The following is a 14,445-nucleotide window of genomic DNA, read 5'->3' as shown; positions in this document are numbered from 1 at the left end:
CCGCGGGATCTCCTTCCCGCCGGCCCGCGTACGGTCCTGCACACAGGTGTGGACAAGTCTGGGGATGGTTCCCCGGCCGGCCCGCGGTGGCCACTGGATCGAAGCGAAGGAGGTCGGCGTGGCTGATCAGCCGGGCGACCTCGGACAGGTCTGGAACCGCGTCATCGCCGATCTCTCCGGCGCCGCGGGCGGGCCCAACTCCCTGCAGGCGCTGTCCTCACAGCAGCGCGCCTTCCTCCGCCTGACCCGTCCGCTGGGTCTCATCGACGGCACCGCTCTGCTGGCCGCGCCGAGCGAGTTCGCGAAGAACGCCATCGAGCGCGTCCTGCGCCAGCCGATCAGCGATGCGCTCGGCCGTCATCTCGGCGTCACCGTCAACCTCGCCGTCGTCGTCGACGCCTCCGCGGCGTCCGGCGGCACCGAGGTGCCCGATCCGCCGGGGCAGCAGTCCCACGACCACCGTCCCGCGGAACGCGACCCGATGGGCCGGGGCGACGTCGACGGCACCGGTCCGCTGCCCGTCCGCGCGCCGGGCTACGACACCGCCGACACGCACACCAACGGTGACTCCCCCGACCGCCGACCGGGCCCGCCGCTCGCCGTCGACCCGCCGCCCCGCGGCGGTGGGCCGGGGCAGCCCGACGGCCGCACCACCGACGGGCGCATGCCGGACGGCCGCATCGGCGAGGGCCGCGCGGAGGTCTGGCCCACCTACTCGGCGCCGCACGCGAGCGAGCCGGCCGCGGCGCCGCGCTCCCAGTCGCGCCTCAACGAGAAGTACATCTTCGACACCTTCGTGATCGGTGCCTCCAACCGCTTCAGCCACGCCGCGGCCGTCGCCGTCGCCGAGCAGCCCGCGCGGGCCTACAACCCGCTGTTCATCTGGGGCGACTCCGGGCTGGGCAAGACCCACCTGCTGCACGCCGTCGGGCACTACGCGCAGCGGCTGTTCCCCGGCATGCGCGTGCGGTACGTCAGCACCGAGGAGTTCACGAACGACTTCATCAACTCCCTGCGCGACGACCGCAAGGTGGCGTTCCAGCGCCGCTACCGCGACGTCGACGTGCTGCTGGTCGACGACATCCAGTTCCTCGAGGGCAAGGAGGGGACCCAGGAGGAGTTTTTCCACACCTTCAACACCCTCCACAACGCGAACAAGCAGATCGTCGTCTCCTCCGACCGGCCGCCGAAGCGCCTGGAGACCCTCGAGGACCGGATGCGCACGCGGTTCGAGTGGGGCCTCATCACCGACATCCAGCCGCCCGAGCTGGAGACGCGCATCGCGATCCTGCGGAAGAAGGCCGCGCAGGACCGGCTCGCGGTCCCCGACGACGTCCTCTCCTTCATCGCCGAGCGCATCGAGCGCAACATCCGCGAGCTCGAGGGCGCGCTGATCCGGGTCACGGCGTTCGCGTCGCTGAACCGCCAGCCCGTCGACACCCAGCTCGCCGAGATCGTGCTGCGCGACCTCATCCCCGACTCCGGCGCCTCGGAGATCACCGCGTCCACGATCATGGGCGTCACGGCGGAGTTCTTCGGCGTCACGATGGACGAGCTGTGCGGGCCGGGGAAGACGAAGGCGCTCGCGCAGAGCCGTCAGATCGCCATGTACCTGTGCCGCGAGCTCACCGACCTGTCGCTGCCGCGCATCGGGCAGACCTTCGGCGGACGCGACCACACCACGGTCATGCACGCCGACAAGAAGATCCGCAACGAGATCGCTCAGCGCCGCAAGACCTTCGAACAGGTCCAGGAACTGACGGCCCGGATCAAGCAGCGCGCGCGTCACTGAAAGTCCCTCCGCGCGGTCGTGATCGTCGCGAGATGTGCGGGACGGCGGTCCCGGTGACCTTCCGACGCGTATCGCGCCGCTCACCTCCGGTCGTCCCGGGTCCCCGCGTCGACGACACGCGCCCCGGTCCGGGCCGGCGACTCGCCGCCGGGGACGGACCGTTCGCCGTCGAGACGGTCGCGCTCGGCGCCGGACGGTGTGTCGGTCACGAACGGATAGTGACCCGCATGGTGACGCAGCGTTGATCCCGGTGTGTCGCGCGGGAACTCTGTGAGTTCCCCGCCGTCGAACGGCCACGCCGAGCGCGACGAACCCGTCGCCGTGCGTCCCCGTGCGAGCGCACTTTCACCCACATCTGGGGACAACTCTGTGGATTGTCGTGCGCAGACCGGTGGACGGATGCCCGTGAATCGGTGGACAACCGGTGTTCATCCGGGGGACAACCCTGTGGGCCCCGCGTCCATCCACCGGTCGACCGAACCGTCCCCCGGCCGACCCACGACGGGCTCCACAGGACGCCACACCCTGCGACCTGCGGAGATGCGCTCCATCCACACAACTCACAGGTGTGAGTACTACTGCTGGATCTCTCTTCTTCATGAACTACAAGAAGAACAAGCGTGTGGACGGAGCTCCGGTCGGGCGCCGATCGGGCGGGATGACACCCGCCGCCGGAAGGCTCTACGGTGGTGGTCCTCCCGGCTCCCCAACCGACCGGTGAGTCCTTCCCTGCCGCGAGAGGTCCCCGCCATGAAGTTCCGGGTCGAACGCGACGTCCTGGCCGACGCCGCCGCGTGGGTGGCGCGCAGCCTCCCGGCGCGGCCGCCCGTTCCCGTGCTCGGTGGGGTGCTGGTCGAGGCGAGCAGTGGCGAGGACGGCGACCGGCTCACGGTCTCGGGTTTCGACTACGAGACCTCGGCGCGGGTCGAGCTGGACGCCACGATCGGCGACCCGGGCCGCGTGCTCGTGTCGGGGCGCCTGCTGGCCGACATCACGCGGGCGCTGCCGTCGAAGCCGGTCGACCTCGTCGTCGACGGGTCACGCGCCACGATCAACTGCGGCAACAGCCGGTTCAGCCTCCCGACGATGCCGGTCGAGGACTACCCACAGCTGCCCGCGATGCCCCAGCACGCCGGAACCGTCGCGGGCACCGACCTCGCCGAGGCCGTCGCCCAGGTGGCCGTGGCCGCAGGCCGCGACGACACGCTCCCGATGCTCACCGGCATCCGGCTCGAGATCGAGGGCAGCCGGCTGACGCTCGCCGCCACCGACCGCTTCCGGCTCGCCGTCCGGGAGCTCGACTGGGAGCCGGGCGAGGACCTGGCTTCCGGTTCCGTCGCCGTGCTGATCCCGGCCAAGACGCTCTCCGACGTCGCGAAGTCCCTCGCCGGTGCGGGACGCGTCGAGATCTCGCTGTCCGCAGGCGACGGGATGCTCGGCATCACCGGCGCCGGCCGGCGCGCCACCACACGGCTGCTCGACGCGGAGTTCCCACGCTTCCGCCAGCTGATCCCGGCCGAGCACACGAGCGCCGCGACCGTCGAGGTGGCGGGGCTGGTCGAGGCGATCAAGCGCGTCGCGCTGGTCACCGACCGGGTCGCGCAGGTCCGCATGGAGTTCGGCGAGGACGGCCTGCGCCTGGCCGCGGGCGGCGACGACGTCGGCAGCGCGGAGGAGGAGCTCCCCTGCGAGCTCGACGGCTCCCCGTTGACGATCGCGTTCAACCCGACCTACCTGCTCGACTCCCTCGGCGCGCTGCACACCGACCGCGCCCAGCTGACGTTCACGACGCCGAACCGGCCCGCGCTCGTGCGCCCCGTTCCCGCGCCGCCCACCGGCACCGGCGATGATGGTGCGGGCGCCACCGCCGACGCCGTCCCCGGATACCTGCACCTGCTGATGCCCGTCCGCCTGCCCGGCTGAGTCCGGTCCCGCACGGCGTCACCCCGAGAAACCAGGAGAGCGACACCGTGCAACTCGGACTCATCGGTCTGGGCAAGATGGGCGGCAACATGCGCGATCGCCTGCGCGCCGCCGGCCACGAGGTCGTCGGGTACGACCCGCGCCCCGAGGTCACCGACGTCGACTCGCTGGTATCCCTCGCCGCGGCGCTGACGGCCCCGCGCGTCGTCTGGGTGATGGTGCCCTCCGGCGACGCGACGCGGAGCACCGTCCAGGCGCTGGCCGGCGTGCTGGAGCCCGGCGACCTCGTCATCGACGGCGGCAACTCCCGCTACACCGACGACGCCCCCAACGCCGCGCTGCTCGACGCGAAGGGGATCGGCTACCTCGACTGCGGCGTCTCCGGCGGCATCTGGGGCAAGGACAACGGCTACGGCCTGATGGCCGGCGGCACGCCCGAGCACGTCGCTCTGGCCATGCCGATCTTCGACGCGCTGCGCCCCGAGGGACCGCGCGAGGAGGGTTTCGCGCACGCCGGTCCGGTCGGCGCCGGGCACTTCTCGAAGATGGTCCACAACGGCATCGAGTACGGCCTGATGCAGGCCTACGCGGAGGGCTTCGAGCTGCTCTCCGCCGTCGACCTCGTCACCGACGTGCCCGCGGTGCTGCAGGCCTGGTCGCGCGGCACGGTCGTCCGCTCCTGGCTGCTCGACCTGCTCGTCCTGGCGCTCAAGGACGACGCGTCGCTGAGCAAGCTCGACGACTACGTCGACGACTCCGGCGAGGGTCGCTGGACGATCGAGGAGGCCATCACCCACGCCGTGCCGCTCCCCGTCATCTCTGCGGCGCTGTTCGCCCGGTTCGCCTCGCGGCAGGACTCCTCGCCCGCGATGCGGGCCGTCGCGGCGCTGCGCCAGCAGTTCGGCGGGCACGCCGTGCGCGCGGCCGGCCCGGCCGGAGCCCCCGGCGACCACGCCGGCCCCAGCTCGGGCACCGGTTCCACCCAGAGCTAGACCCAGCCTGGATGCACCTGCGCCGCCTCGCCGTCACCGACTTCCGCTCCTGGGAGTCGGCCGAGCTCGACCTCGAACCGGGTGTCACGGTGCTGGTCGGGCCGAACGGCGTCGGGAAGACCAACCTCGTCGAGGCCGTCGGCTACCTCGCGACCCTCGGCTCGCACCGGGTGGCCTCCGACGCCCCGCTGATCCGGCGCGGCGCCGACCGGGCGATCGTGCGCGGGTCGGTGGTGCACCTCGGACGCGAACTGCACGTCGAGCTGGAGATCACCGCCGGTCGCGCCAACCGGGCCCGGGTGAACCGGGCGCCGGTGGCGCGACCGCGCGACGTCCTCGGGATCCTGCGCACCGTGCTGTTCGCGCCGGAGGACCTCGCGCTGGTGCGGGGCGACCCGGGGGAGCGCCGCCGGTTCCTCGACGAGCTCCTGACGATCCGCTACCCGCGCTACGCGTCGGTCCGCTCCGACTACGACCGTGTTCTCAAGCAGCGTTCGGCCCTGCTCAAGACCGCGCGCAACGGCCGGGCCGACCTCTCCACCCTCGACGTGTGGGACGGCCACCTCGCGCGCACCGGCGCGGCACTGCTGGCGGGGCGCCTCGACCTGGTCGCCGGGATCGCGCCGTACACCGTCGAGGCGTTCGCGGAGGTCGCGCCCACGTCGGACCCGATCGCGCTGCGCTACCGATCCAGCGTGCCGGGCGGGCTGCCGTCCTCCCCGGCCGATCTGGAACCCCTCCTGCTCGACGAGCTGGCCCGCGTGCGCCGCCAGGAGGTGGAGCGGGGGGTGTGCCTGGTCGGCCCGCACCGCGACGACCTCGACCTTTTGCTCGGCCCCGGACCCGCGAAGGGCTACGCCAGCCACGGCGAGTCCTGGGCGCTCGCGCTCGCCCTGCGCCTGGGGTCCTACCGCCTGCTCTGCGCCGACGACGTCGAACCCGTCCTCATCCTCGACGACGTGTTCGCCGAGCTCGACGCGCGGCGCCGCCGGGCGCTCGCCGACGTCGCCCGGCGCGCCGAACAGGTGCTCGTCACCGCCGCGGTGGCCGAGGACGTCCCGGACGGCCTCGACGGCGCGCGCCTCGCGGTGGGCGGCGGGGAAGTCACCGCCGGGACGCGAACCGGCTCGTCAGGAGCGTGACCGTGAACCCGACCGGCTGTGGACAAGGTTGTGGATACTGTGGATAACTCGGCCCGTACTGGTGATGACCGGCCGGAACGACCGTCGAGCGTGTCCGGTGAACCGCCCGCCGCGACCCGATCGGGGGGGTTTGTCCCCACCCCTGGGGATGACGGCCCACCGACCGCCGGTCGTGGATCGGACATCGCGCGGGAGGCGCTGCGGGCCGCTCGGGAGGCCTCCGCGGAGAGGTCGGCCCAGCGCGCGACGGAGCGTCGCGGCACGCGGTCGAGCGGGCGCAGCGGGCGGCGGCGCCGGTGGTCGGGCCCCGGCCCCGACGACCGCGACCCCCAGCTGCTCGGCCGCGTCGCCTCCCGCGTCTCGCTCGACCGCGGATGGTCGCCCCGGCTCACCGACGCCACCGTCCTGGGCCGCTGGCCGCAGCTCGTCGGCGCCGACATCGCCGACCACTGCACACCGGTGTCGCTGCGCGACGGCGAGCTCGTGCTGCAGGCGGAGTCGACGGCGTGGGCCACGCAGCTGCGGACGCTGCAGCGCCAGCTGCTCGTGCGCCTGGCCGGGGCCGTCGGCAAGGACATCGTGCGGCGGATCCGCGTGGTCGGTCCCAGCGGTCCGAGCTGGCGACACGGCCCGCGCACCGTCCGGGGCCGCGGGCCGCGCGATACGTACGGCTGATCAGCCCGAACGCTTCTGTGGCCACTCAGGGCGACATGACGTCGCCGGAGGCGCCGCTCACCCCCCGCCCGTGCCGCCGGACCCGAACCGGCGACTGTTCGGCGTTCTGTGAGGCATCTGGGCGGGTCCTAGCCGCCGTTCTGTCGGACCGCCCCGGTAGGATGGAAGGAGTGTTTCCGGGTGCCCAGGCGGGCCCGGTCGAACGCCCGGACCGATCTCCCCGCGGCCCGGGCTGGTGCAGCGAGGAGACAGACGGCCCGTGCCGGAGCAGAAGAGCTCGTACAACGCCAACTCGATCACGGTCCTGGAAGGCCTCGAGGCCGTCCGGAAACGACCCGGCATGTACATCGGGTCCACCGGTGAGCGCGGCCTGCACCACCTGATCTGGGAGGTCGTCGACAACGCGGTCGACGAGGCGATGGCCGGGCACGCCACGCGCGTCGAGGTCACGCTGCAGGACGACGGCGGCGTCCGCGTCGTCGACGACGGCCGTGGCATCCCGGTCGGCATGCACCCGGTGGAGAAGAAGCCCGCCATCGAGATGGTGCTCACGATGCTGCACGCCGGCGGCAAGTTCGACAGCGACTCCTACGCCGTCTCCGGCGGTCTGCACGGCGTCGGCGTCTCCGTCGTCAACGCGCTGTCGGTCGCGCTCGACGCGGAGATCCACACCGACGGTTTCGTGTGGCGCCAGCACTACGCGCGCTCGATCCCCGGCCCGCTGCGCAAGGGCGAGGAGACGACGCGTTCCGGCTCGTCGATCACCTACTGGGCCGACCCGGACATCTTCGAGACCACCACCTACAACCTGGAGACGATCCGTCGCCGGCTGCAGGAGATGGCGTTCCTCAACAAGGGCCTCACGATGGTGCTCCGCGACGAGCGCAACGGCACTGCGCCCGAGGGGGCCGAGGAGCCCGACGCCGAGGGCTACGTGGCGAAGACTGTGGAGAACGTCTACTGCTACCCCAACGGGCTCGAGGACTTCGTCGCGCACCTGAACAAGTCGAAGGACCCGATCCACAAGAAGCTCGTGTCGTTCTCCGGTGAGGCCGAGGGGCACGCGCTCGAGGTGGCGATGCAGTGGAACTCCGGCTACACCGAGTCGGTCTACACGTTCGCCAACACGATCAACACGCACGAGGGCGGCACCCACGAGGAGGGCTTCCGCTCCGCGCTGACCAGCACGGTCAACCGCTACGCGCGCGCGCAGAAGCTGCTCAAGGACAAGGACCCGGCGCTCTCCGGCGACGACATCCGTGAGGGGCTCGCCGCGATCGTCTCGGTGAAGGTCAAGGAGCCCCAGTTCGAGGGGCAGACCAAGACCAAGCTGGGCAACACCGAGGTCAAGTCGTTCGTGCAGCGGGTCAGCAACGAGTGGCTCTCGGACTGGTTCGAGCGCAACCCGGCCGAGGCGAAGATCATCGTCAACAAGTCGGTGCAGTCGGCGCAGGCCCGGGCGGCCGCCCGCAAGGCGCGTGAGCTGGTGCGCCGCAAGAGCGCCACCGACATCGGTGGGCTGCCGGGCAAGCTGGCCGACTGCCGCTCCACCGACCCGGTCAAGTCCGAGGTCTACATCGTGGAGGGCGACTCCGCGGGCGGCTCGGCCAAGTCCGGCCGCGACTCGATGTTCCAGGCGATCCTGCCGATCCGCGGGAAGATCATCAACGTCGAGAAGGCCCGGATCGACCGCGTCCTCAAGAACACCGAGGTCCAGGCGATCATCACCGCGCTGGGCACCGGCATCCACGACGAGTTCGACGTCAGCAAGCTGCGCTACCACAAGGTCGTGCTGATGGCCGACGCCGACGTCGACGGTCAGCACATCCGCACGCTGCTGCTCACGCTGCTGTTCCGGTTCATGCGCCCGCTCGTCGAGCACGGCCACGTCTTCCTCGCCCAGCCCCCGCTCTACAAGATCAAGTGGGGCGGCCGCGGGGCGGAGCCGGAGTTCGCCTACTCCGACCGCGAGCTGCAGGGCCTGCTCGAGGCCGGCCGCGAAGCGGGCAAGAAGATCCCCCGCGACGAGGGGATCCAGCGCTACAAGGGCCTCGGGGAGATGAACGCCAAGGAGCTGTGGGAGACCACGATGGACCCGGCGCACCGGGTCCTGCTGCGGGTCACCCTCGACGACGCCGCCACCGCCGACGAGCTGTTCTCGGTGCTGATGGGCGAGGACGTCGAGTCGCGCCGGTCGTTCATCACCCGTAACGCCAAGGACGTGCGCTTCTTGGACGTCTGAGTCCGAGAACCGCGGAAGGAACTCACGTGACAGACACCTTGGATCCCACGCTGCCCCCGACGGGCGGAGGCGACCGCACCGAGCCGGTCGACATCCAGCAGGAGATGCAGCGCTCCTACATCGACTACGCGATGAGCGTCATCGTCGGCCGGGCGCTGCCGTTGGTCGAGGACGGCCTCAAGCCGGTGCACCGGCGCGTCCTGTACTCGATGGGCGAGAACAACTTCCGCCCCGACCGCAGCTACGTGAAGTGCGCTCGCGTCGTCGGTGAGGTGATGGGCAACTACCACCCGCACGGCGACAGCTCCATCTACGACGCGCTCGTGCGGCTCGCCCAGCCGTGGGCGCTGCGCTACCCGCTGATCGACGGCCAGGGCAACTTCGGCTCCCGCGGCAACGACCCGGCCGCGGCGATGCGCTACACCGAGTGCCGCCTCTCGCCGCTGGCGATGGCGATGCTGCAGGACATCGAAGAAGACACCGTCGACTTCTCCGACAACTACGACGGCAAGGCGCAGGAGCCCGACGTCCTGCCGTCGCGCGTGCCCAACCTGCTGATCAACGGCAGCTCCGGCATCGCCGTCGGTATGGCCACCAACATCCCGCCGCACAACCTGCGCGAGGTCGGCGCGGGCGTGGTGTGGGCGCTGGACAACTGGGAGGCCTCCGACGAGGACACCCTCACGGCGCTGATGGAGCGGATCAAGGGCCCCGACTTCCCGACCTCCGGACTCATCGTCGGCCGCGACGGCATCGAGCAGGCCTACCGCACCGGCCGCGGGTCGGTGCGGATGCGCGCCGTCGTCGAGGTCGAGGAGGACGCCAAGGGGCGCACGATCCTCGTCGCCACCGAGCTGCCCTACCAGGTCAACCCGGACAACCTGATCGAGTCGATCGCCACGCAGCACCGCGACGGCAAGCTCGCCGGCATCGCCGAGATCAACGACGAGAGCTCCGACCGCATCGGCATGCGGATCGTCATCACGCTCAAGCGCGACGCCGTCGCGAAGGTCGTGCTGAACAACCTCTACAAGCACACCCAGCTGCAGTACGGGTTCGGCGTCAACATGCTCTCGATCGTCGACGGCGTGCCGCGCACCCTGCGCCTGGACCAGATGGTGCGGCACTACATCCGCCACCAGATCGAGGTCATCGTCCGGCGCACCCGCTACCGGCTGCGCAAGGCCGAGGAGCGGGCCCACATCCTGCGCGGCTACGTCAAGGCGCTCGACGCCCTCGACGAGGTCATCGCCCTGATCCGGGCCTCGGCCACGGTCGAGGTCGCGCGGGCAGGCCTGATCGAGCTGCTCGACGTCGACGACATCCAGGCCCAGGCCATCCTCGACATGCAGCTGCGGCGCCTCGCCGCGCTGGAGCGTCAGAAGATCATCGACGAGCTGGCCGAGATCGAGCGCACCATCGCCGACCTGCAGGACATCCTCGACCGCCCGGAGCGCCAGCGGCAGATCGTGCGCGACGAACTCACCGAGATCGTCGAGAAGCACGGTGACGAGCGGCGCACCCAGATCATCGCCGACGACGGCGACGTCACCAACGAGGACCTCATCGCCGTCGAGGACATCGTCGTCACGATCACGCAGACCGGCTACGCGAAGCGCACCAAGACCGACCTGTACCGGGCGCAGAAGCGCGGCGGCAAGGGCGTGCAGGGCGCGGCGCTGAAGCAGGACGACATCGTCGCCCACTTCTTCGTCTGCTCCACGCACGACTGGATGCTGTTCTTCACCAACAAGGGCCGGGTCTACCGGCTCAAGGGCTACGAGCTGCCCGAGGCCAACCGCAGCGCGCGCGGCCAGCACGTGGCCAACCTGCTCGCGTTCCAGCCCGACGAGCACATCGCCCAGGTCATGCAGATCAAGAACTACGAGGTGTCGCCGTACCTGGTGCTCGCCACGCGCACGGGTCTGGTGAAGAAGTCCAAGCTCACCGACTTCGACTCGCCCCGCACCGGCGGCCTGATCGGGGTCAACCTCCGTGAGGACGACGAGCTGGTCGGGGCGGTCCTCTGCTCCGCCGACGACGACCTGCTGCTGGTCTCGGCGGAGGGCCAGTCCATCCGGTTCACCGCGAGTGACGAGGTGCTGCGCCCGATGGGCCGCGCCACGTCGGGCGTGCTGGGGATGCGGTTCAACGTGGGCGACCGGCTGCTCTCGCTCGGTGTGGTGCAGGACGACCGTTTCGTCCTGGTCGCCACCACGGGTGGATACGCGAAGCGGACGCCGATCGAGGACTACCCGGTGCAGGGTCGCGGCGGGAAGGGCGTGCTGACGCTCCAGTACGACCGGCGTCGTGGCACGCTGGTGGGTGCGCTCATCGTCGGGATCGACGACGAGCTGTACGCGATCACCTCCACCGGTGGGGTGATCCGGACGTCGGCCCGGGAAGTGCGCAAGGCGGGCCGGCAGACCAAGGGAGTCCGTCTGATGAACCTCGGCGAGACCGCCACGCTGCTGGCTGTCGCGCGCAACGCCGAGGACGACGCGGACGCCCCCGAGGTCACCGGCGGGGCCTGACCCCGCACCGCCCCCCAGTACCGAGGAGATCTCCACCTCGTGAACGACAAGACGAGCACCCCGGACGAGCAGCCGGACCGCGACGACACGGACCACCGCGACCCGGACACCGGGTCCACGGTGGTCACCGACGAGTCGACCGCGCCGGACGACACCGGCGGCGCTCCCGTGCCCGCGGGTGGTCCGGTCGACGCGGATCCGGGTGCTCGTCCGGCCGACGCGGGCGCCGTCCCGCTGACCAAGGGCGCCGTCCCGGTCGTCGAGGACGAGACGGTCGTCGACGTGCCCGTCGTCGACGGGCCTGTCGCCGACGGGCCCGTCGCGCCGCCGGATGCGCCGACCACGCAGATGCGCGTGCCCGACGCGGCCGGCAGCAACGGGAACGGTAACGGCAGTGCACCGGTCACGGCCGCCGCCGACGCCCCGACGCAGCAGGTGTTCCGGCCGTCGGGCGGCGGCCCGGTTCCCGCTCCGGGCCCGGTGCCCGGACCGGGGCCCGACGCCGCCACCCCGCCCCCGTGGCACCGCATCCCCGGACAGGGCGGCCCCGACCCGCGCGAGGCCACCCGCGAGGCGGCTCCGGCCGGGGGCCTGCTCGACGAGGGCCCCACGGCTTTCCTGCGCGCCCCGGAGCCCGAGCCGGCCCGCGGGGAGGACGGCACCAGGTCACCGGTCCGCGCAGCCCGCAGCCGTGCACCGCGGCAGGCGGCGCTGCAGCTGCGCCGCCTCGACCCGTGGTCGGCGCTCAAACTGGCCCTCGTGCTGGCCGTCGTGCTGTTCTTCGTCTGGTTGGTCGCAGTGGGCGTCCTGTACGGCGTCCTCGACGGCATCGGCGTCTGGGACCGCCTCAACGGCACCTACGCCGACCTCGTCTCCGGCCAGGCCCAGACCGGTGCCCCGCTGATCAGCGCAGGCCGGGTGTTCGGGTTCGCGGCCGTCGTCGGGGCGATCAACAGCCTGCTCTTCGCCGTCGCCGTCACGATCGCGGCGTTCGTCTACAACGTGTCCGCCGACCTGGTCGGCGGCGTCGAGGTCACGCTCTCCGAGCGCGACTGACCCCACCGGTGAAGGCGGTGGAGGCTCTGGGGTAACCTCGTCTCCGCCGCAGGGGCCTATAGCTCAGTTGGTTAGAGCGCGTCGCTGATAACGACGAGGTCGGTGGTTCAAATCCACCTAGGCCCACTCCTCACACTCCTCCGGCACACAGGACGTGATCTTCGATGAAGAAGCTCCTCACCGTCGTCGCCGCACTCGCCGCCGGCGCGCTCGTCTTCTCGAAGATCCGCGGCTCGCGCCCGGAGGCCGACCTGTGGCACGAGGCCACCACCCGCTGAGCGGGTATCGTCTCTCCACAGCATCACGGGGACGTAGCTCAATTGGCAGAGCACTGCCTTTGCAAGGCAGGGGTTAGGGGTTCGATTCCCCTCGTCTCCACCAGCTTGACCAGCTAGAACAGCCTCGATCCGCACGCCGGAGTCGATCAATGGCATCGGCGATGGCATCGAGAACGATCGGGACGTGGCCAGAGAGCCTGCTCAGGGGCGCCCGCGCGGCATGATCCGCCGCCGCGGGAAGTCTTCCAAGTGATCGACTACGCCGGCCAGGACCCGCTGACGGGCGAGCCGCCGAGTCTGCGGAGTCCACGACCGACGAGGCCGAGGCCCGCCGGATCCTCCGCCGCCTCAGCGCGCGTATCGACGAGCAACGCCACGCCACGACCAACGCGTCCTTCCGGGTCGCGATGGAGGCGTGGCTACGGACGCACGAGATCGAGGAGACCACGCGCGCCAGCTACGAGCTGTACGCCCGCGTGCACATCTACCCGGCCTTCGGCGACGAGCCGATCGGCAAGGTGTCCACGAGGTGCCGGGTGGCGATCGGCCCGGCGGCGGCCTGCCCGAGCGCGACGACGGTGATGCCGGCCAGGGGGAGCTCCGGTGCCGTGGTCACGACCGGGCCAGTGCCTGCCGGACCAGGCCGCCGCCGATGATGAGGCGCTGGATCTCGCTGGTGCCCTCGTAGAGGCGCAGCAGCCGGACGTCGCGGTAGATCCGCTCGACCGGGATCTCCTTCATGTAGCCGGCGCCGCCGTGGACCTGGACGGCGAGGTCGGCGACCTTCCCGACCATCTCGGTGCAGAACAGCTTCACCGCCGACGGGGCGATCCGCCGGTCCTCGCCGCTGACGTAGGCGCGGGCGGTCTCGCGGACCATGGCCCGCCCGGCGAGGACGCCGGTCGCCATGTCGGCGAGCATGGCCTGGACCAGCTGGAAGTCGCCGATGCGCTGCCCGCCCTGGGTGTTCTGCGCGGCGTAGGCGACGGACTCGTCGAGTGCGCGCTGTGCGGTGCCGACGGCGAGCGCGGCGATGTGCACCCGCCCGCGGGCCAGCGAGGTCATCGCGGCCTTGTAGCCCGCGGCCTCGTCGCCACCGACGAGGGCGTCGGCGGGGACCCGGACGCCGGTGAACGCGACGTCGGAGGTGGTCGATCCCTCCTGGCCCATCTTGGCGTCCTTCGGGCCGACGGTGACGCCGGGTGTGTCCGCGGGGACGAGGAACACCGCGATCCCAGGGGCGCCGGGCACCGCGTCGGCGTAGCGGGCGAAGACGACGAACAGGCCCGCCGAGGAGGCGTTGGTGATGTACTGCTTCTGGCCGTCGATCACCCACCCGTCGCCGTCGCGCCGGGCGCGGGTGCGCAGCCCGGCGGGGTTCGATCCGGCGCCGGGCTCGGTGAGGGCGAACGATGCGACGACCTCGCCGGTGGCGATCCGGGCGAGCCACTCGTTCTTCTGCCCGTCGGTGCCGAAGCCGACCAGCACCTGACCGGCGATGCCGTTGTTGGTGCCGAACATCGACCGCAGCGACAGCGAGGTGTAGCCGAACTCCATCGCGAGCTCGACGTCCTGGGTCAGGTCGAGGCCGATGCCACCCCACTCGGACGGGATCGCGTAGCCGAACAGTCCTATGTCGGCTGCGGCCGCACGCAGGTCGTCGGGGATCCGGTCGGTCCGCATGATCTCGTTCTCCCGTGGGACCACGGCGGTCCGGACGAAGTCACGGACCTGCTCGTGGATGAAGTGGAAGTCCTCCGCGGACACCTCTGAGGTCGACGTCGCTGGCTGGCTCATGCGTCCACGGTGCC

General features: G+C 71.3%; 12 protein-coding genes and 2 tRNA genes. 11 read left to right on the top strand and 3 right to left on the bottom strand.

The window, feature by feature from the left end; all coding sequences use genetic code 11:
* Positions 1 to 118 precede the first annotated feature (118 nt).
* Entirely contained in the window at positions 119 to 1,792 is a 1,674-nt protein-coding gene (gene dnaA, locus I4I81_RS24165; RefSeq protein WP_218601221.1) for a chromosomal replication initiator protein DnaA, read from the top strand.
* Positions 1,793 to 1,872: 80 nt separating this feature from the next.
* Here dnaA and I4I81_RS31265 read toward each other — a convergent pair whose 3' ends face one another.
* Complete coding sequence (locus I4I81_RS31265) at positions 1,873 to 2,001, bottom strand: hypothetical protein (protein WP_267461532.1); 129 nt, start codon at positions 1,999 to 2,001, stop codon at positions 1,873 to 1,875.
* A gap of 541 nt (positions 2,002 to 2,542) precedes the next feature.
* Here I4I81_RS31265 and dnaN point away from each other — a divergent pair.
* The 10 genes from dnaN (at position 2,543) to I4I81_RS24115 (ending at position 12,737) form a co-directional block, all read left to right on the top strand.
* Complete coding sequence (gene dnaN, locus I4I81_RS24160) at positions 2,543 to 3,715, top strand: DNA polymerase III subunit beta (protein ID WP_218601222.1); 1,173 nt, start codon at positions 2,543 to 2,545, stop codon at positions 3,713 to 3,715.
* Positions 3,712 to 4,707 (top strand): phosphogluconate dehydrogenase (NAD(+)-dependent, decarboxylating), encoded by a 996-nt coding sequence (gene gnd, locus I4I81_RS24155; RefSeq protein ID WP_225926104.1) that lies wholly within the window; start codon positions 3,712 to 3,714, stop codon positions 4,705 to 4,707. The genes dnaN and gnd overlap by 4 nt, the downstream gene beginning before the upstream one ends.
* 11 nt (positions 4,708 to 4,718) lie before the next feature.
* On the top strand, positions 4,719 to 5,849 hold the full coding sequence (recF, locus tag I4I81_RS24150) for a DNA replication/repair protein RecF (protein WP_218601224.1): 1,131 nt from the start codon (positions 4,719 to 4,721) through the stop codon (positions 5,847 to 5,849).
* 90 nt (positions 5,850 to 5,939) lie between these two features.
* Positions 5,940 to 6,524 (top strand): DciA family protein, encoded by a 585-nt coding sequence (locus tag I4I81_RS24145; protein ID WP_218601225.1) that lies wholly within the window; start codon positions 5,940 to 5,942, stop codon positions 6,522 to 6,524.
* Between the two features lie 259 nt (positions 6,525 to 6,783).
* On the top strand, positions 6,784 to 8,766 hold the full coding sequence (gene gyrB, locus I4I81_RS24140) for a DNA topoisomerase (ATP-hydrolyzing) subunit B (RefSeq protein ID WP_218601226.1): 1,983 nt from the start codon (positions 6,784 to 6,786) through the stop codon (positions 8,764 to 8,766).
* 38 nt (positions 8,767 to 8,804) lie between these two features.
* Positions 8,805 to 11,300 (top strand): DNA gyrase subunit A, encoded by a 2,496-nt coding sequence (gene gyrA, locus I4I81_RS24135; protein WP_225926101.1) that lies wholly within the window; start codon positions 8,805 to 8,807, stop codon positions 11,298 to 11,300.
* Positions 11,301 to 11,339: 39 nt separating this feature from the next.
* The gene (locus tag I4I81_RS31670) at positions 11,340 to 12,356 is read left to right on the top strand and encodes a DUF3566 domain-containing protein (RefSeq protein ID WP_372453522.1); all 1,017 of its coding nucleotides are present in this window, start codon (positions 11,340 to 11,342) and stop codon (positions 12,354 to 12,356) included.
* A gap of 52 nt (positions 12,357 to 12,408) precedes the next feature.
* Positions 12,409 to 12,482, top strand: a tRNA-Ile gene (locus tag I4I81_RS24125).
* Positions 12,483 to 12,520: 38 nt separating this feature from the next.
* Positions 12,521 to 12,634 (top strand): DLW-39 family protein, encoded by a 114-nt coding sequence (locus I4I81_RS24120; protein ID WP_218601228.1) that lies wholly within the window; start codon positions 12,521 to 12,523, stop codon positions 12,632 to 12,634.
* Positions 12,635 to 12,661: 27 nt separating this feature from the next.
* Positions 12,662 to 12,737, top strand: a tRNA-Ala gene (locus I4I81_RS24115).
* Between the two features lie 381 nt (positions 12,738 to 13,118).
* Here the strand turns inward: I4I81_RS24115 and I4I81_RS24110 are convergent.
* Together I4I81_RS24110 and I4I81_RS24105 are read right to left on the bottom strand one after the other, a co-directional pair.
* Positions 13,119 to 13,250: a CoA transferase gene (locus tag I4I81_RS24110; RefSeq protein WP_218601229.1), complete on the bottom strand. Its 132-nt coding sequence runs from the start codon at positions 13,248 to 13,250 to the stop codon at positions 13,119 to 13,121.
* Positions 13,247 to 14,431, bottom strand: a complete 1,185-nt coding sequence (locus I4I81_RS24105) for an acyl-CoA dehydrogenase family protein (RefSeq protein WP_218601230.1) — start codon at positions 14,429 to 14,431, stop codon at positions 13,247 to 13,249. The genes I4I81_RS24110 and I4I81_RS24105 overlap by 4 nt, the downstream gene beginning before the upstream one ends.
* Between the last annotated feature and the right edge of the window lie 14 nt (positions 14,432 to 14,445).

It is taken from the genome of Pseudonocardia abyssalis (assembly GCF_019263705.2).
In the GTDB taxonomy this organism is placed as follows: Bacteria; Actinomycetota; Actinomycetes; order Mycobacteriales; family Pseudonocardiaceae; genus Pseudonocardia; species Pseudonocardia abyssalis.
This window is presented reverse-complemented; position numbering and strand designations above follow the sequence as displayed.

Excerpts from the sequence above, each read along its gene's own strand:
- I4I81_RS24120 (WP_218601228.1), top strand. The coding sequence starts at position 12,521 with ATGAAGAAGCTCCTCACCGTCGTCGCCGCACTCGCCGCCGGCGCGCTC.
- recF (WP_218601224.1), top strand. The coding sequence starts at position 4,719 with ATGCACCTGCGCCGCCTCGCCGTCACCGACTTCCGCTCCTGGGAGTCG.
- dnaN (WP_218601222.1), top strand. The coding sequence starts at position 2,543 with ATGAAGTTCCGGGTCGAACGCGACGTCCTGGCCGACGCCGCCGCGTGG.
- I4I81_RS24105 (WP_218601230.1), bottom strand. The coding sequence starts at position 14,431 with ATGAGCCAGCCAGCGACGTCGACCTCAGAGGTGTCCGCGGAGGACTTC.